Below are 25,303 nucleotides of genomic sequence, written 5' to 3'. Positions count from 1 at the left end.
GCAAAATTGCTCTGCAATTTTGTCGCGAGCTCCTCGCAATGACGGCGGAGCGCGAAGGCCTCTTACGCCACCATCAGCACGTAGAACACGACGACCGGGGACAGCGTCAGGATCACCGACCAGATGCCGACGGCCCAGATAATGTCCTCGGTGGAGTAGCCCGGATCGGGCAGCCTGTTGTTCTCGAAATGCACGACGCGCCCCGCGTTTCTCGTTGCTCCGACCAGTTTGATACGCGATCGGCTTTAAAAACCTGGTTGAGATTTCGCTTGCAATTGAATCCACCTGCTACCGCGGATTAACCGCCACCGGCGCTGGTTAACATCCGGTGACTGCGCGGCGTCAAAGTCGAGCGAAGCCGCGCCCGCAACGTTAGAATTTTACGCGTATGGATTCTTCCTCAAGAAAAGTCCGGGGGGATTCCAAATGACCTTTCATCGCAATAAATTTCAGTTTGGCGATTACGCGCAGAGCATGCACGATGTTCTCCTGGTGTCGTCATTCGCCGCCTGGGCGATGCTCCTCGGCTTCGCGCCTGTCATGACCTATCGGCTGCTCTTCAGCTAAGGACGTATCGCTCCCGCTCTCCACTGAGGCGGGCGGGAGCGTCTTTCTTGTGCGCCATTCAGGCCCGCAGCTTCAGCGGCGGGCTGCGCCGTTCGATTTCCTCATCCAGCAAGGCCGCCAGTTCGGCGCTGACCTCGACCATCGGCAGGCGCATCTCGGCGCTGTCGATCAGCCCGCTGCGCGCGAGCCAGTACTTGGCAGGCGCCGGGCTCGGCTCGCTGAACAAGAGCCGGGTCAGAGCGGAAACCGACTTCCAGCACGCCAGCGCGCCGTCGCGATCGCCGTGCATAAAAAGCGTCCGTACCGATGCGAAGGCCTCGGTCTCGAGATGCGCCGACAAGAGGATCGCGCCATCGGCGCCGTCGCTGAGCCCTTCGTGATACTGCGCGTCTTCGCCGGTCAGCACGCGAAAGCCGGAGGGACGCCGGCTCAGGAAGTCGATCGACTGCGCGCGGTCGGCGCTGCAATCCTTCATGCCGACGATGTTGGGATGCGCGGCGAGTTGCAACAGCGTCTCGTTGGTGATGTTGACCGATGTCCGGTAGGGAATGTTGTAGAGCACGATCGGGTGTGCAGCACGGTCGGCGAGCGCGGTAAAATGCAGCAGGATGCCGCGCTGCGACGGCCTGATGTAATAGGGGCTTGCGATCAGATAGCCGTCGACCGGCCAGCCGGCCGTCTCGTCCAGCGCCGCCAGCATCTTCGTGGTCGAGGCGCCGGACAGGCCGAGCAGAATCGGCAAATGCCGCCGGCCAGCGGTGGCGAGCTCGCTGCGCGTCACTCTCACCAGACGTTCGAGCTCGTCGGTGCGCAGCGACATGCCTTCGCCCGACGTCGCCGCCAGAATGAAGCCGTCGATCGGGCCGGCCGCATAGTGCCTGACGAGCCGGCGCAGCGACGCTTCGTCGAGTTCGCCGTTTCGAAACGGCGTGATCAGCGGCAGCCACAGGCCCTGCAGGCGCCGCGTTAAATCGCTGGTCGAAGGTTCAGTCATCGTTCCATCTCCTCTTGGGGAAAGCCGGAGACGGGACCAATAAAAAACCCCGTCCAGACGGCGGGGCTTTGCGGATCGCGGGTTGCGGCAGTTCAGCGCGCGCGTCGATCTCGGGTCCCCGGATGGGGACCTTTTTTCGACGACGAAGCTGCACACGAACGCGTGATCATGTGGGCATGATGGTTGTGAAAGGCTTCAATGTCAATCGGCGGACTCATGTGACGCGAGCAAGAAAAAAAGCCGGGCCCAAGAGAGCCCGGCTTGAGGTATTGGCCACGTGAGGCCGACACAATCACCTTCCAAGAGGGATTACTGAACCGCCACGTCACTGGAGGAGGGGGACATATGCGCGACGCAACCGCTCAGCGTTTGAGCACTATGATCCTCATCTGTGCCTTGCAGCAACCTTCGAGGTCGCATGTCAGACATGCGGTGAGCGGGCCCTCTATAAAATGGGCTAATCCGAACAGCACCGGCTGCTAGGAAGGCCAGCGCTGCGCCTTGCTCACCACGAAGTCTCGGAACACCTGCACCCGCGCGACCGTCTTCAACTCTTCGGGATAGACGAAATAGGTGTCGAGCTGGATCGAATCGGACTCGCCGAACAGCTGCACCAGACGGTCGTTTGACTCGACCAGATAGTCCGGCAGCGCGGCAATGCCGAGGCCCTGCTGGCAGGCGCGGACCAGCCCTAAGATGTTGTTCACCTTGAAATAGGCTTCGCGCGGACCGGAACCGTTGCGGCCGGCGTCGATCAGCCAGGCGCGGTTCTGCAGATGCGTCGGAACCTGCGCATCGCCGAGCATGATAATGCGGTGCGAGTCGAGGTCGTCGAGCGTGCGCGGCGTGCCGAAGCGCTTGATGTATTCCGGCGAGCAATAGGCGTGGAAGCCGATCGAGAACAGCTTGCGCTGGATAAGGTCGGGCTGCGTCGGCTTGCGGGTCCGGATCGCAACATCGGCCTCGCGCATCGACAGATCGAGATCCTCGTCGGTGACGATCAGCGAGATGCGGATATCCGGATAGAGCGCGGTGAACTCGTCGAGCCGCGGAATCAGCCAGTTGATGCCGAGCGCCGGTGGGGTGGTGATCTTGAGATCGCCGCTCGGCCGCTCGCGGCTGTCGGTCAGCTTGGCGCGCGCCGCCTGCAGCTGCATGAACACGTCATGCGCGGTGCGGAACAATAGATCGCCCTGCTCGGTGAGGATGAGTCCGCGCGCATGGCGATGAAACAGCGACACCGAGAGCTCCTGCTCGAGCGCACTGACCTGCCGCGACACCGCCGATTGCGAGAGCCCAAGTTGCTCGCCGGCATGGGTGAAGCTTCCCGCTTCCGCCGCCGCGTGAAACACCTTCAGCTTGTCCCAATCCATGTCCGTAAATCCGTCCCGCGTTCGAGCCATGATCATTCAGCCGCCGCGCGATCGCTCGCGCGCAAAGCCAGGAAACGTTCGGCCTCGAGGGCCGCCATGCAGCCGAGGCCGGCGGCGGTGACCGCCTGCCGATAGGTTTCGTCGGCGACATCGCCGGCGGCAAACAGGCCGGGGACCGAAGTCGCGGTCGAGTTCGGCGCCACCTCGACATAGCCGGATGGTTTCAGCTTGATCTGGTCCTTGACGAGATCGGTCGCCGGCGCGTGGCCGATGGCGATGAAGACGCCGTCGGCCGGCACTTCCGTCAGCGCACCAGTCTTGACGTTCTTCAGCCGCACATGGGTGACCTTGCTCGGGTTCTCGGCGCCGCAGATCTCGTCGATCGCGCTATCCCACACCACCTTGATCTTGGTGTGCTTGAACAGGCGGTCCTGCAGGATGCGCTCGGCGCGGAAATGATCGCGGCGATGCACGATCGTCACCTGCGATGCAAAGTTGGTCAGGAACAATGCTTCCTCGACTGCCGTGTTGCCACCGCCGACCACGATCACTTCTTTGCCCCGATAGAAGAAGCCGTCGCAGGTTGCGCAGGCCGAGACGCCAAAGCCCTTGAACTTCTCCTCCGAAGGGATGCCGAGCCAGCGCGCCTGCGCGCCGGTGGCGAGGACCACCGTCTCCGCCAGATAGACGTCGCCGCTATCGCAGGTCAGACGAAACGGGCGCTGCGAAAGTTCGAGTTTGCTGACGAGATCGGTGACGATCTTGGTGCCGACATGCGCGGCCTGCTTCTCCATCTGCTCCATCAGCCAGGGGCCCTGGATGACGTCGGCAAAGCCCGGGTAGTTCTCCACGTCGGTGGTGATCGTGAGTTGTCCGCCTGGCTGGATGCCCTGGATCAGCACCGGCTCCAGCATCGCCCGCGCCGCGTAGATCGCCGCGGTGTAACCGGCGGGGCCGGAACCGATAATGACGACCTTGGCATGGATAGGCGCAGGCATCGGCGGATCCCTCTCTTATTCGGGGGTTGTTTTGACTGGGTAGAAAGCGCCCGGGAGGAGGTCGCGACGGCGCCGAAAGTGTCAAATCCAAGTCTAAGATATCTGGGTAGCTATGCAAGATTTGCAATTCATCCCAGCGAATTTTCCCCGGAACCGAATTCACAATTGCGAAATTTGGCGCTGCACGCGCAATAAAATTGCGCAAGGCGCGCGGCCTGCGCTAAGAGATTGCCAGCAAAGCTGCCTGGGCGCAGCGGAAATTAAGGAACCCGACGCGCGTGTCTAAGAATCTGGACGAAATCGACCTCAAGATCCTTGCCGAAATCCAGGTCGATGGCCGAATCACCAACGTGGAACTGGCCAAGCGGGTCGGCATCTCACCCCCGCCCTGCCTGCGCCGGGTCCGGAGCTTGGAGGAGGAGGGCTACATCCAGGGCTATCGCGGCCTGCTCGACCCGCGCCGGCTCGGCTTCGACGTCACCGTGTTTGCCTCGGTCCATCTGTCCAGCCAGGCGGACGCGGATTTGCGCGCCTTCGAGGAGTTCGTGCGCGCCGAGCCGTTGGTGCGCGAGTGCTGGATGCTGTCGGGCGAAGTTGACTTCATCCTCAAATGCGTCGCGCCCGACATGGCGACGTTTCAGGATTTCGTCACGCACCTGACGGCCGCACCGCACGTGCGCAACGTCCGCACCTCGCTGGTGCTGCACAATTCGAAATATGAAGCGGCGGTGCCGCTCGATGTGAAGGTGGCGGCGGGGTGAGGCCGAGTCATTCCGGGGCGCGAAGCGAACCATGGTGCGCCCTTGCGCACCTGAGAATCTCGAGATTCCGGGTTCGATGCTTTCGCATCGCCCCGGAATGACGAGTTTGCGTAGGCGGCGCTTGCGTCACTTCTTCCGCATCATCGCGTCGGCGCTGATCGGCCCGCCGCCAGCGGTCGCCAGATAGAGGCAGGCGAAGCAGAACAGGATCGCCGCCGTGCCGCCATTGAGGATCGGGTGAAACACCGGTGCGGCAGGTGTCTTGAACATGTGGCCGAGGAAATAGGCGAACGCCATCTCGCCGGACAGGATGAACGCGCTCAGCCGCGTGAACAGGCCGATCACGAGCAGCGCGCCGAGCACCAGTTCGATCGTCCCGGCGGCCACGATCAGTGGCGGTATCTTCGCGAACATCGGCACGGCCGGAAAGCCGAGAATCTTGGCGACGCCGTACTGAAACAGCAAAAGCCCGGTGATGAAGCGAAACAGGCTCAGTGCCTGCGGTTGAAATTTCGCGAGCATCTTGTCGAATTGGTCCATCTCATCGTCCCCCTTGTTTGGCACGCCAGAAACTAGCGTGACGAGATTACACGGTGTTGAACAATCGCGTGTGATGCCGACACAACACCTGTGAAACTGAATCATTCCCGCCGCTTCGCGACATTGTCGTGATTGCAGCGCAACAAGATCGCCTTCGACAAGCCGACGGCCTGCCGCTGCGACCGCCCGGCTTGCGGACGAGCGAAATTCGCCGCGCCCGGTGCAAAGCTGCTTAGTTATGAATTATAAGCATTGTCCCGAAGGGCGAATATTATGAAATCCGCGGCTTCGCCACTCACAATGCTGTCAGCACGCGCCGGCAAGAGAGCCGCGTCGTAATGCGCGGCTTTGCCGCAACAGTCACTCGCGGGTGACCGTCGCCTCGCGATGATTCCACGGCGCGCGCGGCGGCTATGGCTTGGGAGCGGAGGCGCGGCTCAGGCAGGTGATCGCCTTGGGCTGGCAGGCAATGCCGATGTTGGAGCAGATCGGTTCCGCATCCTTGTCGTCGCGCGAGCAGTTCACGCAGCCGTCGCTCCACCGGCTGCAATTCGGCGGGCCCTTCTGAACCGAAACATTGTCGTGCCCACGGCGCGGCGGGATTTCGATTTCGGCGGCGAGCGCGGCCGCAACCGATCCGGCTAGCGCGAGGAGGGCGACGACAGGAGTGTAGTGCCGCATTCCGCTCTCCGCGCCTTAGGGCTCTGTCGCTGCGAACGCATCGACGGAAAGCAGCGAGCGGCAGAAAGAATCTACCGCCACTCGACCTTGGTGATCTCGTAGGCCTTGGCGCCGCCGGGCGCCATCACTTCGACGGTGGCGCCCTTCTTCTTGCCGATCAGCGCACGGGCGAGCGGCGAGGTGATGGAGATGCGCCCCTTTTTGGCGTCGGCCTCGACCTCGCCGACGATCTGCCACACCGCCTTCTTCTCGGTGTCCTCGTCGACCAGCGTGACGGTCGCGCCGAACTTGATGGTGTCGCCGGAGAGCTTTGAGATGTCGATGATGTCGGCGCGCGCGAGCTTGTCCTCGATCTCGGCAATGCGGCCTTCATTGTGCGACTGCTCTTCCTTGGCCGCGTGATATTCCGCGTTCTCGGAGAGGTCGCCATGCGAGCGCGCCTCGGCGATATGCTCGATGATGCGTGGACGATCCACCGACTGGCGCTGCTTCAGCTCAAGCTCCAGGGCGGCATAGCCGTTCGCGGTCATCGGAACCTTGTCCATCATCTCTTCCGTCCTTGCATCGCGCGAGCCGCCATTGGCGCGGCACGCACGAGGTACTTTCTAGATTTCGATTCGGGCCTTCGTGGCTCCGACGGGAGCCGTCAGCCTATTAATTTTCGGCCCCATCAGGGGCCGATTCAACATCCAACCGAGCGGTGAGTTCCAGCCATAGGGCTGTATTGCCAATCGCTTAGCGGGCTTTTGCCCAACCAACGATCAGTTCTCGGAAAAGTAACTCTGCAGCGTGCGGACCTCAAGGTCCCCGCCCAGATAGGCGCGGATGCCCTGGGCGGCCGCAACAGCACCCGAAAGAGTGGTGTAATACGGCACTTTATGCAAGAGGGCAGCCCGACGCAGCGAACGGCTGTCGGCCAGCGCCTGCGGTCCTTCGGTGGTGTTGAAGACGAGTTGGATGTCGCCATTGGTGATGGCGTCGACGATGTGCGGCCGTCCCTCCAGCACCTTGTTGACCTTCTCGGTCGGGATGCCCTGGTCCGTGAGGAAGCGCTGGGTGCCCGAGGTGCCCATTACCTTGAAGCCGAGCGAGTGCAACAGGCGGACGGCGTCGGCGATGCGGTTCTTGTCGGTCTCGCGCACCGAGACGAAGACGGTGCCCTTGCGCGGCACGCGGGTGCCGCCGCCGAGCTGACTCTTGGCAAAGGCAATCTCGAACGAGCGGTCGATGCCCATGACCTCGCCGGTCGATCGCATTTCCGGACCGAGCACGGTATCGACGCCGGGGAAGCGAGCGAACGGGAAAACCGATTCCTTCACGCCGACATGGCCGAGCTGCTTCTTCTTCAGCTTGAAGTCGGCCAGCTTCTCGCCGGCCATGATCCTTGCTGCGATCTTGGCCACCGGCGTGCCGATCACCTTGGCGACGAACGGCACGGTGCGCGAGGCGCGAGGGTTGACCTCGAGCACATAGATCTCGCCGTCCTTGATCGCATATTGCACGTTCATCAGGCCGACGACGTCGAGGCCGAGCGCGAGCTCGCGGGTCTGCCGCTCCAGCTCCTCGATCATCTTCGCATCGAGCGAATGCGGCGGCAGCGAGCAGGCGGAATCGCCGGAGTGAATGCCGGCTTCCTCGATATGCTCCATGATCCCGACGATGAAGGTGTCCTTGCCGTCGCAGAGGCAATCGACATCGATCTCGGTGGCGTCGGACAGATAGCGGTCGAACAATAGCGGGTTCTTGCCGAGCACGGTGTTGATCTGCCCGGTCTTGTCGTTCGGATAGCGCGCCTTGACGTCGGCGGGCACGAGCTCAGGCAGCGTGCCGAGCAGGTAGTCGTCGAGCTGGGTCTCCTCGCGGATGATCTGCATGGCGCGGCCGCCGAGCACGTAGGACGGGCGCACCACCAGCGGCAGGCCTAGATCTGATGTCACCAGCCGCGCCTGCTCGACCGAATAGGCGATGCCGTTCTTGGGCTGCTTCAGCCGCAGCCTGTCGAGCACGCGCTTGAAGCGGTCGCGGTCCTCGGCGAGGTCGATGGCGTCGGGCGAGGTGCCGAGGATCGGCACTTCGGCCGCTTCCAGCGCGCGTGCCAACTTGAGTGGGGTCTGGCCGCCGAACTGCACGATCACGCCGTGCAGCGTGCCGTTCTGCCGCTCGGTGGTGATGATCTCCAGCACGTCCTCGGCGGTCAGCGGCTCGAAATAGAGCCGGTCGGCGGTGTCGTAATCGGTCGACACCGTCTCCGGATTGCAGTTGACCATGATGGTCTCATAGCCAGCATCATCAAGCGCGAAGCAGGCATGACAGCAGCAATAGTCGAATTCGATGCCCTGGCCGATCCGGTTCGGGCCGCCGCCGAGGATGATGACTTTCTTGCGGTCGGAAGGTGCGCTCTCGTCGGCGAGCTTGCCGGCAAACGGCGCTTCATAGGTCGAATACATGTAGGCGGTGGGAGAGGCGAATTCGGCGGCGCAGGTGTCGATGCGCTTGAACGCGGGGCGGACGCCGAGCGCGTGCCGCTTGGCCTTCACCTCGGCCTCGGTCGTCTCCGTCAGCACCGCGAGGCGCGCATCGGAGAAGCCCATCGCCTTGAGCATGCGCATGCCGTAGCCGTTCGGCGGTAGCCCGTTCGCCCGCACCTTGGTTTCCATGTCGACGATGCCGCGCATCTCACTGAGGAACCAGGGATCGATCTTGCAGGAATTGAAGATGTCCTCGTTCGACCAGCCGAGCCGCATCGCCTGCGCGACCTGCAGGATGCGGTTCGGCGTCGGCGTGCCCAAAGCGGCGCGGATCGCGTTCTTGTCGTCGCCGCGGCCGAGGCCCTCGATCTCGATCTCGTCAAGGCCGGTGAGCCCGGTCTCGAGCCCGCGCAGCGCCTTCTGCAGGCTTTCCTGGAAGGTGCGGCCGATCGCCATGACCTCGCCGACCGACTTCATCGACGTCGTCAGCGTGGTGGAGGCGCCCGGGAATTTCTCGAATGCGAAACGTGGCACCTTGGTGACGACATAGTCGATGGTCGGCTCGAACGAGGCCGGCGTCGCGCCGCCGGTGATGTCGTTGGCAATTTCATCGAGCGTGTAGCCGATCGCGAGCTTGGCAGCGACCTTTGCGATCGGGAAGCCGGTTGCCTTGGAGGCCAGCGCCGAGGAGCGCGACACGCGCGGGTTCATCTCGATCACGACCATGCGGCCGTCGGCCGGGTTGACGCCGAACTGCACGTTGGAGCCGCCGGTCTCGACCCCGATCTCGCGCAGCACCGCGATCGAGGCGTCGCGCATGATCTGGTATTCTTTGTCGGTCAGCGTCAGCGCCGGCGCCACCGTGATGGAATCGCCGGTGTGCACGCCCATCGGATCGAGGTTCTCGATCGAGCAGACGATGATGCAGTTGTCCTTCTTGTCGCGCACCACCTCCATCTCGAACTCTTTCCAGCCGAGCACGGATTCTTCGATCAGCACTTCGTTGGTCGGAGAGGCGTCGAGGCCGCGTTCGATGATGTCGAGAAACTCTTCCTTGTTGTAGGCGATGCCGCCGCCGGTGCCGCCCATGGTGAAGGAGGGGCGGATGATCGCCGGCAGCCCGATCTCGGACAGCGCCATCAGCGCTTGGCCGAGCGCATGCTCCTGATAGCGCTTGCGGCGTTCGCTTTCGCCGAGCGCCCATTGCCGTTCGAGTTCATCCAGCGCCGCGCCGGATAGTTTCTCCCGCTCGGCGAGGTATTTGTCGCGATAGGACTTCTTCAGCTCCGAGGCGTTGGCGAGCCGCGACTTCGGCGTCTCGAGCCCGATCGTGGTCATGGCCTCGCGAAACAGCTGTCGGTCTTCCGCCTTGTCGATGGCGTCGGCGGTAGCGCCGATCATCTCGACGTCGAACTTGTCGAGCGTGCCCTGGCGGCGCAGCGACAGCGCGCAGTTCAGCGCGGTCTGCCCGCCCATGGTCGGCAGCAGCGCAAAGCCGCCCGGGATGACGTGGCGTTCGTTCTCAATGATCTTGGCGACGATTTCCGGGGTGATCGGCTCGATATAAGTCGCATCCGCCAGTTCCGGATCGGTCATGATGGTGGCCGGATTGGAATTGACGAGGACGATGCGGTAGCCCTCTTCCTTCAGCGTCTTCACCGCCTGGGTGCCGGAATAGTCGAATTCGCAGGCCTGGCCGATCACGATGGGACCGGCGCCGATGATCAGGATGGTGGAGATGTCTGTTCTTTTGGGCATCAGCTCTCAGACTGGAAATTGGGCACAAAAAAAGGGCGCGCAGCCGCGCGTCCCCTAAGCCAAGAGCGCGGGTCACCCTCGCGCGCGGGTGGTCTTTAGACCAGATTTTGCACCCGCGAAACCCCCAAAAACGGGCCATCAACGGGGAAATTCAGGGATTTGGCGCTTGGTCGGCTCGGTCCGCCTTCGCTCTACGAGCTTCGGCGAGACAGCCTTCGCTACGAGAGGGCTTGCCTAGCCGAAGCTGGCGAAGCCAGCGAAGGCTGGAGGCCCGGCCTGGATTTGAACCAGGATAAAGAGCATTGCACTGCTCCCGCGTCGACGCTTCCGCCACCGGGCCACGGCCATCATGGCCGATCACAGCGCGGTGAACCATGCTTACCGTGGTTTAGGGTTAACAACCTTAGGGCGCGGCGCCGCCTAATTGAGCTTCAGAGCGTGCCGAGCCACGAAGGTCATCCGCCAAGGGTTGTGGCCGATGTTCTGAGGCGCGCGCGAGGTGGAGAAGCCGGCGCGGGCGAGCTTTCCGATCATTTCATTCTCGGTGTAGCGCTGCAGTCCGATGCGGGTGCGCAGCTGCCGGTAATCCGACAGCGCGGTGCTCGCCAGGCCGTACAGGGCGTCCCGCAGGAAGCCGTGGGAGCGGGCGAACTTGAGCAGCGCCAGCACGTCCCTGAACATGCCGACCTCGGGCCGCAGGATGTCGCCGACCACCAGGCGGCCGTTGGGCTTCAGCAGCCGCCGAACCACCGCAAAGGCCGAATCCAGCTCCTCCGGCGTCATGTATTGCGCGACCGAATTCATCACGACGAGATCGACCGAGCCTTCCGCCATCCGCGACAGATCCTCGAGCGAGCGGACGCGGATCTTGGTGTTCGGCGCAAAGCGCGCGATCAGCCGGCCGCGCACCCCGGGCGCCGGCTCGGCCAGATAGAGCATGGCGCAGGCGTCCGCCACGCGGGCCGCCGACAGCGCCTCGCCGCAGGCATAATCGAGCACGACGGAATCGGGCGAGGCGATGTAGCCGACGATGTCGCGCGCAATGAGCTGGAAATGCAGGTCGCGATGCAGCTTGCTCGCATAAATCGTATGCGTGGAATCGTAATAGTCGATCCATTCATCCATGCGTGCACGCCCGGCAAAAGTCGCCGGTTCCGGGATCGGGAACCAGCCTGAAAGTGATGCGTTAGGTCGTCCAGCGGCCAATGTCCACCGCCGCCTTTAAGTTCGGTTCCTAACAGGAAGGTGCAACGTGAGCAAAACCAACAACAAATCCGACAAGGTATCCCCCGAGCTCGATACCCCGACCGACCTTGCCCCGGCCGCCGTCGAGAAGATTTCGGCCTCGCTCAACGTTCTGCTGGCGGACGCCTTCGCGCTTTATCTGAAGACCAAGAACTTCCACTGGCACGTCAGCGGCCGCCACTTCCGCGACTATCATTTGCTACTCGACGAACAGTCGGAAGCGATCTTCGCCACCACCGACCAGCTCGCCGAGCGGGTGCGCAAGCTCGGCGGCATCACGCTGCGCTCGATCGGCCAAATCGCGAAGCTGCAGACCATCCAGGACAACAACGAGGCCTATGTGCCGCCGCGCGAAATGCTGCGCGAATTGATGGAAGACAACAAGAAGATGGCGGCGGCGATGCGCAAGGCGCACAAGCTCGCCGACGACAATGACGACACGGGCACAGCCCAGCTGCTCGAATTGTTCATTGACGAGACCGAGCGCCGCACCTGGTTCCTGTTCGAAGCGAGCCGTCAGGAAGGCGCCAACGCAGCTTGATGCGGCAACGGACAGCATAGCGGCGGATCGGCGATGCGCGATCCGCCTCGAAGGTCCATTGCAACCAGTGCTGGCAGGCAAAGTGTCGCATGCAAATGGCATGTGCATAAAGAAAATGCTGCGGGATTCCGATAGTCAATTTAAGCGTGTTTGGACGAGATTGCCGCTACCATGCAACGCGGCCCGGTGAGCTGATTGCGCGGTAAAAAATAGCAACGTTTGAGCCCATAATTGTCGAGTTTGGAATCCTGCGATGCAGAAAATTATTGAATTTCGCGACGTGACATCGTCCGGCCATCGAGCCGGTCCCTCCGGTCAGGTGGCCGCGAACGCGCCGGGCCCACAAGCGGCCGTGCCGTCGATCGAGCCGATCTATGCGGTGGTCGATTCACTGTCGCGCACGCTGGAATGCATCAAGGCAATGTGTGCGAGCGTCCCGAACGGGCCGGCCCGCGAGAAGCTGGAGATCGAGCGCACCAATCTCGTCATCGGACTGTTCGTCGCGCGGATCGCGGCGATGCGGGTCTCACCGGCTGACACGGCGGCGGTGGCGGAGCCGAAATTCCCGCTCGCCCGGAGCGGATGACGAATTCCGTCTCATCGCGCGCGGCGGGTCCATAGCCGCACCAGCGGTCCATCCTCGCCGCGCACCGGATCGGTCTTCGGCACTTTCACTTCCGGGATCGTCTTCAATGCCTTCGCGTGGTTCTCCGGCGTCGGCCGCGTGATCTGCATCGGCGGCCCCGGCGGATAGGCGCCGACCACGCAGAAATCCGGGCTGGCGAACACGCATTGATGGCCGGTGCCGGCCGGCAGGATGGCGACGTCGCCGGGCGTTATTTCCAGCTCCTCGCCGCTGCTACCGCCGAAGCGGACGCGCGCGCGGCCGCGGGCGACGCCGAGCGCTTCATGCACGGTGGCGTGGTAGTGCACATAGTCATAGACGCCGTTGCGCCACATCGCGCCCCAGCCGTTGGCGCCGAACAATCCCTCGATGGTCTTTTCCGGATGATCGTTCGCAACGTCCACCGCGCCCTTGTAGACGAGGAATGGTAGCGGATTGTTGGGCACAAGGCCGTCGTCCTCGAAAACGAAGGTAAGCGGCTCAATATCGGCGTTGACGACGGACATGGTTATCTCCGCTGGTCGCGGAATCGTAGGGTGGGCAAAGGAGCGTTAGCGACGTGCCCACCAAACTCTCGCCGCGCAGCATGGTGGGCTCGCGGAGCCTGTCATCGGGCGCGCGTTCGCGCGACCCGGTGGCTCAGCCCACCCTACGACAGTATCATTTAAATCGCCGTACGCGCCCCACGTTCCCTTCGGAATCTCGAAAACCAGGCATGTTGCCATCGTGTCCCGGACGCGGTGCAGCCTAGCGATGCGCAGCATCGTCAGGCAACGCTGCGCCGCAGAGCCGGGACCCATTGTTTGGGATTGATAAAGATGGGCCCCGGATCAGCAGCGCATCGCCATAGCGCGTCGAAGACGCGCGTGAACGCGCTTATGGCGCTGCGCAGCATCCGGGGCACGAGACCGTCCTACGCCCGCTTCCTCTGCCGCATCAAATCCGCAAACCGCTTGAACAGATAGTGCGAGTCGCGCGGGCCCGGGGAGGCTTCGGGGTGATACTGCACCGAGAATACCGGCTTGCCCTTCAGCTCGATGCCGCAATTGGAGCCGTCGAACAGCGAGATGTGCGTCTGCATCGCGCCCTCGGGCAAGGTGTCCTGATCCACGGCAAAGCCGTGGTTCATCGAGGTGATCTCGACCTTGCCGGTGGTCTCGTCCTTCACCGGATGGTTGGCGCCGTGGTGGCCCTGGTGCATCTTCTTAGTTCTGGCGCCGACGGCGAGGCCGAGCATCTGGTGACCGAGGCAAATGCCGAAGGTCGGCGTGCCCGAATTGATCACCTGCTGGATGACGGGCACGGCATATTTGCCGGTTGCCGCCGGATCGCCCGGGCCGTTGCTCAAGAAGACGCCGTCCGGCTTCATCGCCAGAATGTCTTCGGCCGACGTCGTCGCCGGCACCACCGTGACCTTGCAGCCTTCGCCGGCGAGCAGGCGCAAAATGTTGCGCTTGATGCCGTAATCGATCGCGACCACGTTGAACTCCGGCTCGTTCTGGCGGCCAAAGCCGTTCTGCCAGTCCCACGGCGTCTCGTCCCAGGTGAAGCGCTGGCCGGAGGTGACCATCGGCACCAGGTCCATGCCTTCGAGGCCCGGCCATTCGCGCGCCTCTTCCTTCAACGCGTGCAGGTCGAACTTGCCGCTCTTCGAATGCGCGATCACGGCATTCGGCATGCCCTTGGAGCGGATCAGCGCGGTGAGCGCACGGGTGTCGATGCCGGAAAGGCCGATGATGCCGCGGGCGCGCAGCCACTGGTCGAGATGTTTTGTGGCGCGGTAGTTCGAGGGATCGGTGATGGCGGTGCGCAGGATCACGCCGCGCGCGCCGGGCGTCGCTGCCATGTTCACCGTCTCGATGTCTTCCTCGTTGGTACCGACATTGCCGATATGCGGGAAGGTGAAGGTGATGAGCTGGCCGGCATAGGAGGGGTCGGTGAGGATCTCCTCATAGCCGGTCATCGCGGTGTTGAAGCAGACCTCGCCGACGGCGTGGCCTTCCGCGCCGAGGCCAAAGCCCTCCAGCACGGTACCATCGGCAAGCACGAGGAGCGCGGTCGGCTTGTGGTCCGGCCAGGCTGAGGCGTTTTCAGATGTTGTCATGAGCGCACTTCATAGTCGCAAGCGCCCCCGCGCGTCAAAGCCGGAAGGCCAGAAAACCGGGGGATTCACATGCGTTTACCGCATATTTGACCGGCGACCCCGGCGGTTTGGACCAAATCGGCCGGAAACCGGCTGGTCCCGGCTTGACCAATTCGGGCCGGTCCCGCCCGTTCCGGCCTCGACGATGCCAGTGGCGCGGGGCGCCCGGCACCTATATAGACGCGCGATCTTCCGATAGACCAAGGGCCCTCTGGCGGCGCCATTTTCAGTGAGGCAACCATGCTGCGCGACGACATCAACAACGCGGTCAAGGAGGCCATGAAGGCCAAGGACGAGCGAAAGCTCTCCACGCTGCGCATGGTCAACTCGACGCTCAAGAACGCCGACATCGAGGCGCGCGGGCAGGGCAAGCCGCCGCTCTCCGACGCGGACATCCTTGGCGTGCTGCAGAAGATGATCAAGCAGCGCCAGGAATCGGTCGAGCTCTATGAGAAGGGCGGCCGCGCCGAGCTCGCCGCGCAGGAGCGCGAGGAGATCGCCGTCATCTCGGCCTATCTGCCCAAGCAGATGTCGGACGACGAGGTGAAGGCCGCGATCACAGCCGCGATCGCCGAGACCGGCGCCGCCGGCATGAAGGACATGGGCAAGGTCATCGGCGTGCTGCGCGCGAAGTTCGCCGGCCAGATGGATTTCGGCAAGGCGAGCGGGCTCGTGAAGGCGGCGCTGTCAGGATAGCTTTATCTAGGACAGGTACTCGAGAATGGCTGGATGGGAGTCCGCTTCCGGCGCGGCAGTGCGCACAACCTGAGTGCTTCGGATTTTGGCCCGATGCGACTTAAGCCGGTTCTCACGCCATGTCGGCAAAGTGACCGCACGCATGTTCATGCGCGTTCGTTCACGGGGTCTCTGTCGGATAACTGGTGGGACGTCGGCCACCGCGCGTTGCGATTTCTGCTCGCAACGCGGCGAGCGGCTTATTGAGATCCAGTTCGGAGCCATAAAGGCTTGTCGAGATCAAACCTGCTCTGAACGCCAGCGCGGTTTTCCGTGGTGCCAATATGATGCCCATCAGCGCCAGAGGCAGGCAGAACAGTGTCGCAGCCCAGTGCCGGTAGCGTCCGGCAGCAAACTCCCAGGCGGCCATCTGCATCTCTCCCGTCATCGTGCATGGATAGCCGGTGAGAATGTGATGGAGGTCGTGCCGGGTGATGGCGTTTCGTCGCCACTTCCAGTTTGGAAATTCAATCGACGCCGGCCCTATCTTACAAGTCCATGTCGCGGTGCGAGCGGGATCAGCGTCTATGCCATTCGCCGCGTAATAAGCGGCGAGGGCCTCAGCCGCAGTCGTCATAATTGGACTCTTGAAATTTCCGCCTGGCCGGGCGCACAGACCGAAAGCGAGCGGGCGCGGACCGGGCTTATTCCAGGGCGGGGCGGCAGCTCCGCGGGCACCTGAACATTCCATGCCAGGCCGAGGGCGCGCAGCAGCCTCACGAACTCCCAGCCGAGATCGATCTGTCCGGGATAGAGCCCGTGTCGCGCAGAACCCGGGAAGGCGTGGTGGTTATTGTGCCAGCTCTCTCCCATCGTCGGAATAGCCATCAATGGCACATTGTGCGCCTGGACTACCGCGCCGTCGACGGTCCAGTCCTGCTCACCTTGCGTATGCGCAAAGTAGGATATTCCCCAATGCATGGTCGTACACGCTGCGACGCGCACAAAGACGCCCCACACGACAAAAGGCCACCCGCCGAGCCAATAGAGAATGAGAGCGATCGGAATCTGGTGCAACATCCAGGTGCGATCGAGAAACCGATAGAAGGGATCATCGGCAATTCCCGGACCAGGATCGAAACCTGGAGGATGCTTCAGGACAAGTCGTCCATGGAGGTAAAGCAGGCCATCCAACCAGAAGCCTCTCCGGTGCGCGAGGAACGGATGACAATCGGCCTGGCGCTGCGCCCAATCCCGGCTGTCGTGCACGCGAATGGTCCACAGCGGCCCACCCATGCCCACCGCCGTTCCTAGCCAGACCAGCGTCCTCTCCAGCCATTTGGGACACTCGAAGCTGCGGTGAATGAGGCGCCGGTGGAAGCCGACTGAGTGCCCCGCGCAAAGCGTAATTCCCGCCGTGACCATAAAGACGGCCAACGCACTCCACGAAAACGTAAGCGGCCCGAGGACGATAGCACCGAGCAGCATTGCGCCGTTCCACAAAGAGCGCGGTGCATCCCAAACAATCGTGCCTTCGACAGGCGACGCCTTGTCCAGATTGGTTAGCGAATTGACCTTGTAAAAATCGTGCTGCTCCTGGCCCATCATCGAAACTCCGGTGCTGACGGTGCTCCTCGTCCAATTTTCTTAGGGAACGATAAAGGAAGCATTAAAACGCAACGCCAGATTGAACCGTTGGCTACGGGACAGCGCGAAGCGAGCTTTGTGCCGGGTCACCGCGCAAATGTGGAGCAAGAGATTCCGCAATAGCTCTTTCCGCGGCAATGCAATGTCGTCGCTCTGCGGCGCCGACATGCACCGCTTACGCTCTTTTGAAAGGCGGTGCGAGGACAAGGAAACACTTCGAATACTGATCGCGTTGGCGAACGATACGCCTCGCCGCAAGCAGGCGCACGCCCTGTTTATCGACACTAGGAAGAAGACCCTGGCGGCAGGGAAAACGCGAGGATCAGCTGGCTCTGGCTCAATATGCCTTCGAAGAGATTTGCGCCAAGACGCTCTACAATTTGATGAGCGAGCCGGCGCCGTTCGATCCGGATTCTCCGTTTTGGGTCTTGCCGCGAGCGTTGGAGCTGGGACGGATGCTCGGCATCACTGACTTCGGCGAAATAAGCCCATTGCTGAGAGCAAAGTAGCTCCGACGATGGCCCTCCATTAGGTCTGCCGTCGTCTTCGCTGCGGATGTTTGGCCCAAACGCCCGCTTCCTTCGTACTAGCTCGCTTACCCCCTTGCTGTCGCAGTTACTCCCCGGCAGGCAACGGACGTTCAGCTCGCCGATCGGATACTTCGGGGTCTATGTCTCGGTGCGATGTCACGTAATCGATCTCACCGCGTGTCATGCCGATGTCCGCAAGCTCGCTGTCCGTTAGATGACACAATTGGGCGCGGAGCCTGTCACGTTTGCGCCATTCCAGAAATGCGATCCAGTATTTTTCGAAAGGACTGTAGACCTGCCGCTTTTTCGGTGCCGGTGCCAGCCCGTTAATTCCATTGATGATACTCATGGCGGCGTCCTGTTTGGACTGTTTCACCATGCCAAGGTGCCGCAAGATGCGCCAACGCGCTTAACTGGAGACTTACATTTCCCTTACCGAAGGCATATTCTTACTGGAAATGGCTGCCGCGCTCTCGGGAATGGAGGGCAGGCCTGAGGGAATGGTGTCATGCGCTATTTCTTCGAGGACTGTGCGTTGGATACCGACCTGCGCGAGTTGCGGCGTGGGCCCGATGTTGTGCCTACGGCGCCACAGGTCCTCGATATGCTCGAATATTTGATCCGCAGCAGGGATCGCGTTGTCAGCAAGGACGATCTCGTAAACGCGATTTGGAATGGCCGGATTGTATCTGATGCGGCGCTGACGACCCGGCTGAACGCCGTCCGACGCGCGATCGGGGATTCCGGCGAGCAACAACGTCTTATCAAGACATTCCCACGAAAAGGCTTTCGCTTCGTGGGCGCTGTACACGATGAGGATCAGCATCGCGCAACCGCGGCGGTGGCAGGCACCCCAACAGAACTTGCAAGGCTTGCCCGCGCAGCCGGGAAGGTAGCGATCCCGGATCGCCCTGAAAAAACATTTGACAACCGGCGATCCGGTTTCTCGCTAGGTCGTCTCGGAGACTATTTTAAGGTCGTCGGCGCGGCGCTGGCGTCTATTGCCGCCGTTGGCGCGATTGCCGGCGCCGCCCATTGGAATGTCTGGCAAACGGACCCCACCGGCGTTGTTTCGGAAGGTCAAAAGATTCAGGCACAACAGACAGTCAGGTCTAAGATCGCGCCTCGTCTCTCGCTCATCGTGTTGCCCTTCGCCAACCTCAACAATGATCCAGAGCAGGACTACTTTGCCGACGCCGTCGCGACAAACTTGATAGCCGATCTCACGCGAACGCCCGCCAGCTTTGTCATCGGGCGCGAGAGCGCCTTTAGCTACAGGAACAAGTCGATCGATCTGAAACAACTCGGGACGGATCTCGGCATCCGCTGGGCCGTACAGGGCGCGGTAAGACAAATCGGAAATCAGGTGCGGATCAACGTATGGCTAACTGACCTTCAGACGGCCCGCGATATCTGGTCAGATCGATTCGACGGCGACCGCACAAATCTGACCGTCCTGCAGGATAACATCACAGCGCGGCTTCTCTGCGTTGCGCACCTGCACCTTCGTCAATTCGAAGAAGCAATCGAACAGTGTAGCCGCTCGTTGAATATGATGGGCGCGAATTCCCAAGGCTATGTAAGCTGATCGGCTTGCGGGTCGAAATTGTAATACCAGCTTGGCGATTGGCTGAGATGACAATTGCCCAAAATTGGTGCGCCCCAAGCGTTGGACGTGTAGGCGAGCCACGCACCGGGCCGGCGCACCCCTTTCAGCAGTTCCTCGCGATCGCATAGCTCGAACCATTTCTGCAGCGTGAGTATTTGTCTAACTTTGCGCAGTCTGCGTTTTTTGAGCGATTATCGGCCATCTTCCAGCTTTTCGTAGCAATGTGCGTTGTTCGGTCAAGCAGCGAACAGACCGGCGTTGCATGGCTGATAACGTACGTTCATCACTGCGCGGCTTGTGGCGTCCAATGTCGAACACCCCGTTGCGCTCACCTCCCTCGAATCATGCAATGGAGCAGCGCATGCAAAAGCGTCGGCGTTTCAAACAGACCAAAACCCTTGAAGTGCGGCTAGCCGAAGAAGCGAGCCGACTTCGCGAGCAGGCACGGATGCTACCCCGTGGGCGTCTGCGTGATGCGGTCGAAAGAAAGGCGGTGCAGGTCGAAGCCGCGTGCGAAGTGACCGAGCTACTGCGTTTGCCCGGGTAGGCGCATGAACAGGTCTATGTCATAACCGCCGTATTGTTTATGCTCTTGATCGTGGCCAGCCTTTGGAATGGGCTCGGCGATTTGCATCTAGCCAGGAATGCAACCGCCAACGGCGCTACGATCGGCCTCGCAAAGTAACAGCCGGATTTTTCCCGGGAACCTTTCCGCCGCCGCTGCATCCAACGGGTTCAAGCTCGTTAATGCAAGCGTCGTGGAAAGGCATTTTGATGAATCCGAATGTGCATGCACTGGACCGCGCAAGGGCGCGGCCGTCCGAAATCCAAAAACCCGATCGGGCCGAGGTCGAAGCGGCCGTTCGCACCATCCTCCGATGGACCGGCGAAGATCCCGATCGGGACGGGCTGCGCGAGACGCCGGCGCGGGTGACGCGCGCGTTCGAGGAATTCTTCTCCGGCTACGCGCAGGACCCCGTCGAAATCCTGCGGAAGACATTCGAGGAGATCGAAGGCTATGACGAGATGATCGTGCTGCGCGGCATCCGTTTCGAGAGCCATTGCGAGCACCACATGGCGCCGATCATCGGCCAGGCCTGGGTGGCCTATATCCCGAACGGCCGCGTGGTCGGCATCAGCAAGCTGGCGCGGGTCGTTGATGTCTATGCCAGGCGCCTGCAGATCCAGGAAAAGATGACCGCGCAGATCGCCAACACCATCAATGACGTGCTGGAACCGCAGGGCGTCGGCGTCATTATCAAGGCGACGCATCACTGCATGACGACGCGCGGCGTGCACAAGCCGGACACCGATCTCGTCACCAGCCGCATGCTCGGCTGCTTTCGCGACAACGCGCTGACCCGTCAGGAATTTCTGGGAATGGCGACCTAAGCAACAAAGCCGCGACGATCATCGGAGGAAGACATGGCCGATCAGCAAGCGCCACCCGCCGGTCCCGATCTGTCAAAGGGTGTCACGCCGTCCGAATTCGCAGGTTCGACGTTGCTCGGCCATGTCGGCGACGAGGAAGTTCTGCTGGTGCGTTCGGGATCGGAGATCTTTGCGATCGGCGCGCATTGCACCCATTATCACGGACCGCTTGCCGAAGGCCTGGTGACCGGGGAGAGCGTGCGCTGTCCCTGGCATCACGCTTGTTTCGATTTGCGCACCGGCGAAGCTGTCCGGGCGCCGGCACTCACGCCGGTCGCGGTTTGGAAGGTCGAGCAGCAAGAGGACCGCGTTATCGTCCGGGAGAAGCTCGAACAGCCCAGGCCGCAGATCAAGCCGCAGCCGGCCACCGACGTGCCCGGCCAGATCGTGATCGTCGGTGGCGGCGCGGCGGGCTTTGCGGCCGCCGAGATGCTGCGGCGCCAGGATTATCGCGGCAATATCGTGATGCTGAGTAGCGACGCCGCGGCGCCGGTAGACCGGCCGAACCTGTCAAAGGATTATCTCGCCGGCAGCGCGCCGGAGGATTGGCTGCCGCTGCGGCCGGATGATTTCTACGCCGAGGCGAAGATCGATCTCCGGCTCAATACCGAGGTGACCTCCATCGATACCAAGGCACGCCGTGTCGTGACGTCAGGCGGCGAGCCCATCCCCTACGACCGCCTGCTGCTGGCGACCGGCGCGGAGCCGGTGCGTCTCGATATTCCGGGCATCGATCAGCCCCATGTCCACGTGCTGCGCTCGCTGGCGGATTCCCGTGCGATCATTGCACGGGCCGATGGCGCGCGGCGTGCCGTCGTGATCGGCGCGAGCTTTATCGGCCTTGAGGCTGCGGCGTCGCTCCGCGCCAGAAATGTCGAGGTCCACGTCGTCGGCCTGGAGCAGCGGCCGATGGAGCGCGTGCTTGGGCCCGAACTGGGCGACTTCGTCCGCGGCCTGCATGAAGAGCACGGCGTCATCTTCCATCTCGGCGACACCGTCACCGCGGTTGACGGCAAGCGCGCGACCTTGAAAAGCGGCGGTGTGATCGAGGCCGATCTCCTCGTGGTAGGCGTCGGTGTGCGTCCCCGCCTTGGCTTGGCCGAGAAGGCGGGGCTGACGACCGATCGCGGCGTCACCGTCGATATCTATCTGGAAACCAGCGTCCCCGGCATCTACGCGGCGGGCGATATCGCCCGCTGGCCCGATCCGCATTCCGGGGAAAACATCCGCGTCGAGCATTGGGTGGTGGCCGAGCGCCAGGGCCAGACCGCGGCACGCAACATGCTCGGGCAGCAGGAACGTTTCGATGCCGTGCCGTTCTTCTGGAGCCAGCATTACGACGTGCCGATCAACTATGTCGGTCACGCCGAGAAATGGGACGAAATCACCGTGGACGGCGACATCGCGGCCAAGGATTGCCTCGTCCAGTACAAGCGCGGGGGCCGCGTGCTCGCCGTCGCCTCGATCTATCGCGACGTCGCCAGCCTCGAGGCCGAGCTGGCGATGGAGGAGGCGCTATTGTTCTAAGTCAGTGCGCCCTATGTCAGGGCTACAAAATGTCTCTCCACGTCATGCCCGGGCTTGTCCCGGGCATCCACGTCTTTAAACTCGCCGTAAGCAAGCAAGAACGTGGATGGCCGGGACAAGCCCGGCCATGACGGGAACGTTGCCAAGGCCGCCACCATGCTCACCGAATCCGCAACCTACGACGAACTCTACCGCAACTTCCGCTGGGACATTCCCGCGCGGTTCAACATGGCGACCGCGTGCTGCGACCGCCATGCCGACGGCTCCGGCCGTCTCGCGCTGGTCTATGTCGATGAGAGTGGCGACACCACGCGCACATCCTTCGACGAGGTTGCCGAGTATTCGCGCCGTTTTGCTAACGTGTTGAAGGCCGACGGCCTTGTGCGCGGTGACCGCATCGCCGTGTTCCTCTCGCAATCGCTCGAATTGCCGATCGCGCATCTGGCGGCGTTTCGTTCGGGGATGATCTCGATCCCGCTGTTTGCGCTGTTCGGCGAGGACGCGCTGGAATTCCGATTGTCGAATTCCGGTGCACGGGCCATCATTACCGACGAAAGCGGGTGGGAGAAGCTCTCGAAGATCCGCGACCGGCTGCCCTATCTTCAGGCTATTTATGTCACGACCAGCATCGCGCACGCTGGCGCGAAGCCGTTCTGGCCGGCGATCGAGGAGGCGGACGAGGTGTTTCCTACCGTCGATACCTCGTCCGAAGATCCTGCGCTGATCATCTACACCTCGGGAACGACAGGCAATCCGAAAGGCGCGCTGCACGCCCATCGCGTCGTGCTCGGCCATCTGCCGAATGTCGAGATGTGCCACAACTTCCTGCCCAAGCCCGGCGACCTGATGTGGACGCCGGCCGACTGGGCCTGGATCGGCGGGCTGATCAACGGCCTGCTCGCGTTCTGGTATCACGGCATTCCGCTAGTCGGCCATCGCGCGCGCAAATTCGAGCCGCAGGCGGCGATGCAAATGATGGCGGATCTCGGCATCCGCAATACGTTTCTGCCGCCGACCGCGCTGAAACTGATGCGGCAGGCGAACGTGAAGAATCCCGGTCTGAAGCTGCGGAGCATCTTCACCGGCGGCGAATCGCTTGGCGGCGAGTTGCATGGCTGGGTGCGCGAGACGTTTGGCATCGATGCGCATGAGGTGTTCGGCCAGACCGAATGCAACCTTGTGATCGGCAGCAATTCGAATCTGTTTCCGATCCGCCCGGGCTCGATGGGCAAGGCAACGCCGGGCTTCGACGTCCGCATCGTCAACGATCGCGGCGAGGAGCTGCCGCGCGGCGAGCGCGGCATCATCGGCGTGCGCCAGCCCTGTCCGTGTACGATGCTCGAATACTGGAAGAATCCGGAAGCGACCGCGAAGAAATATGCCGGCGAATTTTTGCTGACCGGCGATCTCGGCGTGCAGGATGAAGACGGCTATTTCTGGTACGTCAGCCGCGAGGATGATGTCATCACCACCGCCGGCTACCGCGTCGGCCCCGCCGAGATCGAGCATACGCTGATGAAGCATCCGGCGGTCGCGATGTCAGCGGTGGTCGGCATTCCCGATCCGATCCGCACCGAATCGATCAAGGCCTGGATTGTGCTGCGCCCGGGCTTTGCCGCCAGCGACGAACTGGCGCGCGAGATCCAGGAATTCGTCAAGGTGCAGCTTGCCGCCCACGAATATCCGCGCTTCGTGCAGTTCGCCGAGACGCTGCCGATGACGGCGACGGGCAAGGTGCTGCGCCGCGAATTGCGGGCGCTGGGATGAAGAAAGCTGCCAAGCGCGCCGCTGGCCTGCACCGCGCCTCGCTCACCAAGCTCGACGATTTGGATGCTGCGCTAGAGCTGATGTATTACGGCTGGCGCGGCATGACGCTTACGGCCGACGAGTATCTTGCGACGCTTGGCCTGTCGCGCCCGCACCATCGCATTCTCTATGTCGTGGCGCGGCAGCCCGATATCTCGATCGGCGCGCTGATCGACGTGCTCGGCATTTCCAAGCAGGCCGTGAACCGGCCGCTCAGCCAGTTGCTGGAGCGTAAGCTCCTGACCTCGAAGCGGTCGCCCGAGCAGCATCGCTCCAAATTGTTGCGACTGACGGAAGCGGGGCAGCGCGTCGAGCAGCGGGCGTCGGGCCACGAGCGCAAGGTCCTGCGCGAGGCGTTTGATCGTGTCGGCCCGGCGGGCGCGGCCGCCTGGATGGCGGTCATGGGCGCCATTGCCGACAACAACTGACGCTTCTCAAGTCAATATAGTTGACTTGAGAATTGCCCCGTGCCATCTCTTCCTGGCTATTGCGTAGGGAGGAGAGCGCGAGCATGGGCGAACTGCCAATGGACCGGGCTAGTATGGGGCGCTTTGTCGAGACGTGGTGCGCCAATTGGTGCAAGGTCGATATCGACGCGGTCGTCTCGCATTTTGCCGAGAACGCCGAAATGCGCAGCCCGCTGGCGCTCAAATTGACCGGCTCGCCCATGGTCGCGGGCGCCGAGAACATCCGCACCTATTGGCGGCAGGCGTATGGCCACATCGCGAGCGCTGACCTGAAAATCCTGAACTGGAGCTGGGACGAGACGATCTCGCGCCTGACCGTGTGGTGGCAATTGGGTGAGGCGCGCGCCAGCGAATTCATGGACTTCGACAGCGCCGGCCGCGTGGTGCGCAGCGAAGCGTTTTACGGAAAATAGCCTCTACGGAAAGTAGCCATGCGATTTCTTCCCGATCTCGTCCTGTTACTCAATGCGCTCTGGTTCGGCGGCGCCTTCATCCAGTTCAGCATCGCCCAGGGCAACACGCTGAAGATACTGGTGCCGCGCGAGCAGCGCGGAAATCCGATCGCGCCGACCTTGTCGGCCAGCGTGGCGTTTCTCGGCGGCATGAATCTGCCGATCGGCCTGTTGTCCGTGTATCTCCTGTTGTTCCGCCCGCCGTTCTTTGGGGCATATGACGCGCAGCTTGCGCTGTTCCTGTTCTTCTCGGCGTGTCACTTCAGCCAGTTCGCCTACAACATTCCGATCCTGCTGCGCGGCGGCCGCGTCGGGGTGGCCTATTGGCCTGTCTTGAAGGGCCCGATGCTCAGGATCTTTGTCATCGATGCGGCGCTGTTCGTTGCGAATGCCCTCGTGGCGACCATGTTGGCGGCGTGACGTAGACAACATCGACGTCGTCCCTGCGAACGCACGGACCCATAA

26 protein-coding genes and 1 tRNA gene are annotated in these 25,303 nt (G+C 62.3%); 12 read left to right on the top strand and 15 right to left on the bottom strand.

Translation table 11 applies throughout. The features are described 5' to 3' along the window. Positions 1 to 62: 62 nt before the first annotated feature. Positions 63 to 194: a hypothetical protein gene (locus tag QA643_RS34680; RefSeq protein ID WP_283030138.1), complete on the bottom strand. Its 132-nt coding sequence runs from the start codon at positions 192 to 194 to the stop codon at positions 63 to 65. A 232-nt stretch (positions 195 to 426) separates the two neighbouring features. On the opposite strand from QA643_RS34680, the gene QA643_RS34675 reads away from it, so the two are divergent. Continuing rightward, positions 427 to 567 carry a hypothetical protein gene (locus tag QA643_RS34675; protein ID WP_283030137.1) on the top strand — a complete coding sequence of 47 codons (141 nt, stop codon included), beginning with the start codon at positions 427 to 429 and terminating at the stop codon, positions 565 to 567. Between the two features lie 58 nt (positions 568 to 625). Here the strand turns inward: QA643_RS34675 and QA643_RS34670 are convergent, their stop codons facing one another. The 3 genes from QA643_RS34670 to trxB form a co-directional block, all read right to left on the bottom strand. Next, positions 626 to 1,561 (bottom strand): 4-hydroxy-tetrahydrodipicolinate synthase, encoded by a 936-nt coding sequence (locus tag QA643_RS34670; protein ID WP_283030136.1) that lies wholly within the window; start codon positions 1,559 to 1,561, stop codon positions 626 to 628. A gap of 479 nt (positions 1,562 to 2,040) precedes the next feature. Beyond that, entirely contained in the window at positions 2,041 to 2,964 is a 924-nt protein-coding gene (locus tag QA643_RS34665; RefSeq protein WP_283030135.1) for a LysR family transcriptional regulator, read from the bottom strand. Between the two features lie 2 nt (positions 2,965 to 2,966). After that, positions 2,967 to 3,932: a thioredoxin-disulfide reductase gene (gene trxB, locus QA643_RS34660; RefSeq protein WP_283030134.1), complete on the bottom strand. Its 966-nt coding sequence runs from the start codon at positions 3,930 to 3,932 to the stop codon at positions 2,967 to 2,969. Between the two features lie 278 nt (positions 3,933 to 4,210). Here trxB and QA643_RS34655 point away from each other — a divergent pair, with 278 nt between their 5' ends. Next, the gene (locus QA643_RS34655) at positions 4,211 to 4,693 is read left to right on the top strand and encodes an Lrp/AsnC family transcriptional regulator (protein WP_283030133.1); all 483 of its coding nucleotides are present in this window, start codon (positions 4,211 to 4,213) and stop codon (positions 4,691 to 4,693) included. Between the two features lie 126 nt (positions 4,694 to 4,819). On the opposite strand, the gene QA643_RS34650 is transcribed toward QA643_RS34655, so the two are convergent. The 6 genes from QA643_RS34650 to QA643_RS34625 form a co-directional block, all read right to left on the bottom strand. Next, positions 4,820 to 5,233, bottom strand: coding sequence for a DoxX family protein (locus QA643_RS34650; RefSeq protein WP_283030132.1), 414 nt, complete (start codon positions 5,231 to 5,233; stop codon positions 4,820 to 4,822). A gap of 411 nt (positions 5,234 to 5,644) precedes the next feature. Further along, on the bottom strand, positions 5,645 to 5,914 hold the full coding sequence (locus QA643_RS34645; protein WP_283030131.1) for a hypothetical protein: 270 nt from the start codon (positions 5,912 to 5,914) through the stop codon (positions 5,645 to 5,647). Between the two features lie 71 nt (positions 5,915 to 5,985). Next, entirely contained in the window at positions 5,986 to 6,459 is a 474-nt protein-coding gene (gene greA, locus QA643_RS34640) for a transcription elongation factor GreA (RefSeq protein WP_283035031.1), read from the bottom strand. A 216-nt stretch (positions 6,460 to 6,675) separates the two neighbouring features. Further along, positions 6,676 to 10,140, bottom strand: a complete 3,465-nt coding sequence (gene carB, locus QA643_RS34635) for a carbamoyl-phosphate synthase large subunit (protein ID WP_283030130.1) — start codon at positions 10,138 to 10,140, stop codon at positions 6,676 to 6,678. 264 nt (positions 10,141 to 10,404) lie between these two features. Beyond that, positions 10,405 to 10,480: transfer RNA gene (locus QA643_RS34630), tRNA-OTHER, on the bottom strand. A gap of 80 nt (positions 10,481 to 10,560) precedes the next feature. Continuing rightward, a complete protein-coding gene (locus QA643_RS34625) occupies positions 10,561 to 11,265 on the bottom strand; it encodes a class I SAM-dependent methyltransferase (protein ID WP_283030129.1) in 705 nt (234 codons plus the stop codon). Positions 11,266 to 11,392: 127 nt separating this feature from the next. Between QA643_RS34625 and QA643_RS34620 the strand changes: the two genes are divergently transcribed. Both QA643_RS34620 and QA643_RS34615 read left to right on the top strand, forming a co-directional pair. Continuing rightward, positions 11,393 to 11,926: a DNA starvation/stationary phase protection protein gene (locus tag QA643_RS34620; protein ID WP_283030128.1), complete on the top strand. Its 534-nt coding sequence runs from the start codon at positions 11,393 to 11,395 to the stop codon at positions 11,924 to 11,926. Positions 11,927 to 12,179: 253 nt separating this feature from the next. Beyond that, positions 12,180 to 12,512: a hypothetical protein gene (locus tag QA643_RS34615; protein ID WP_283030127.1), complete on the top strand. Its 333-nt coding sequence runs from the start codon at positions 12,180 to 12,182 to the stop codon at positions 12,510 to 12,512. 11 nt (positions 12,513 to 12,523) lie between these two features. Here QA643_RS34615 and QA643_RS34610 read toward each other — a convergent pair whose 3' ends face one another. Continuing rightward, positions 12,524 to 13,057: a cupin domain-containing protein gene (locus QA643_RS34610; protein ID WP_283030126.1), complete on the bottom strand. Its 534-nt coding sequence runs from the start codon at positions 13,055 to 13,057 to the stop codon at positions 12,524 to 12,526. A 407-nt stretch (positions 13,058 to 13,464) separates the two neighbouring features. Next, on the bottom strand, positions 13,465 to 14,655 hold the full coding sequence (carA, locus tag QA643_RS34605; protein WP_283030125.1) for a glutamine-hydrolyzing carbamoyl-phosphate synthase small subunit: 1,191 nt from the start codon (positions 14,653 to 14,655) through the stop codon (positions 13,465 to 13,467). A 279-nt stretch (positions 14,656 to 14,934) separates the two neighbouring features. Here carA and QA643_RS34600 point away from each other — a divergent pair, with 279 nt between their 5' ends. Further along, positions 14,935 to 15,390: a GatB/YqeY domain-containing protein gene (locus QA643_RS34600; RefSeq protein WP_283030124.1), complete on the top strand. Its 456-nt coding sequence runs from the start codon at positions 14,935 to 14,937 to the stop codon at positions 15,388 to 15,390. 160 nt (positions 15,391 to 15,550) lie between these two features. Here the strand turns inward: QA643_RS34600 and QA643_RS34595 are convergent, their stop codons facing one another. From QA643_RS34595 to QA643_RS34585, 3 genes are all read right to left on the bottom strand, one after another. Further along, entirely contained in the window at positions 15,551 to 16,006 is a 456-nt protein-coding gene (locus tag QA643_RS34595) for a hypothetical protein (RefSeq protein WP_283030123.1), read from the bottom strand. Then, positions 16,003 to 16,977 carry an acyl-CoA desaturase gene (locus QA643_RS34590; protein WP_283030122.1) on the bottom strand — a complete coding sequence of 325 codons (975 nt, stop codon included), beginning with the start codon at positions 16,975 to 16,977 and terminating at the stop codon, positions 16,003 to 16,005. Before QA643_RS34590 ends, QA643_RS34595 begins: the two co-directional genes overlap by 4 nt. A 654-nt stretch (positions 16,978 to 17,631) precedes the next feature. Then, a complete protein-coding gene (locus tag QA643_RS34585) occupies positions 17,632 to 17,895 on the bottom strand; it encodes a DUF1127 domain-containing protein (protein ID WP_283030121.1) in 264 nt (87 codons plus the stop codon). 159 nt (positions 17,896 to 18,054) lie between these two features. Here QA643_RS34585 and QA643_RS34580 point away from each other — a divergent pair, with 159 nt between their 5' ends. The 7 genes from QA643_RS34580 to QA643_RS34545 all read left to right on the top strand — a co-directional run bounded on the left by QA643_RS34580 (position 18,055) and on the right by QA643_RS34545 (position 25,258). Further along, positions 18,055 to 19,134, top strand: a complete 1,080-nt coding sequence (locus QA643_RS34580; RefSeq protein ID WP_283030120.1) for a winged helix-turn-helix domain-containing protein — start codon at positions 18,055 to 18,057, stop codon at positions 19,132 to 19,134. Positions 19,135 to 19,929: 795 nt separating this feature from the next. Further along, positions 19,930 to 20,547: a GTP cyclohydrolase I FolE gene (folE, locus tag QA643_RS34570; protein ID WP_283030118.1), complete on the top strand. Its 618-nt coding sequence runs from the start codon at positions 19,930 to 19,932 to the stop codon at positions 20,545 to 20,547. Between the two features lie 33 nt (positions 20,548 to 20,580). Next, positions 20,581 to 22,113, top strand: coding sequence for an FAD-dependent oxidoreductase (locus tag QA643_RS34565; RefSeq protein WP_283030117.1), 1,533 nt, complete (start codon positions 20,581 to 20,583; stop codon positions 22,111 to 22,113). A 156-nt stretch (positions 22,114 to 22,269) separates the two neighbouring features. After that, a complete protein-coding gene (locus QA643_RS34560; RefSeq protein WP_283035030.1) occupies positions 22,270 to 23,880 on the top strand; it encodes an acyl-CoA synthetase in 1,611 nt (536 codons plus the stop codon). After that, on the top strand, positions 23,877 to 24,347 hold the full coding sequence (locus tag QA643_RS34555) for a MarR family transcriptional regulator (protein WP_283030116.1): 471 nt from the start codon (positions 23,877 to 23,879) through the stop codon (positions 24,345 to 24,347). The genes QA643_RS34560 and QA643_RS34555 overlap by 4 nt, the downstream gene beginning before the upstream one ends. Before the next feature lie 83 nt (positions 24,348 to 24,430). Further along, entirely contained in the window at positions 24,431 to 24,799 is a 369-nt protein-coding gene (locus QA643_RS34550; protein WP_283030115.1) for a hypothetical protein, read from the top strand. 18 nt (positions 24,800 to 24,817) lie between these two features. After that, positions 24,818 to 25,258, top strand: a complete 441-nt coding sequence (locus tag QA643_RS34545; protein WP_283030114.1) for a hypothetical protein — start codon at positions 24,818 to 24,820, stop codon at positions 25,256 to 25,258. The last annotated feature ends 45 nt before the right edge of the window (positions 25,259 to 25,303 follow it).

The sequence above is a fragment of the Bradyrhizobium sp. CB3481 genome (genome assembly GCF_029714305.1).
GTDB lineage: Bacteria > Pseudomonadota > Alphaproteobacteria > Rhizobiales > Xanthobacteraceae > Bradyrhizobium.
This window is presented reverse-complemented; position numbering and strand designations above follow the sequence as displayed.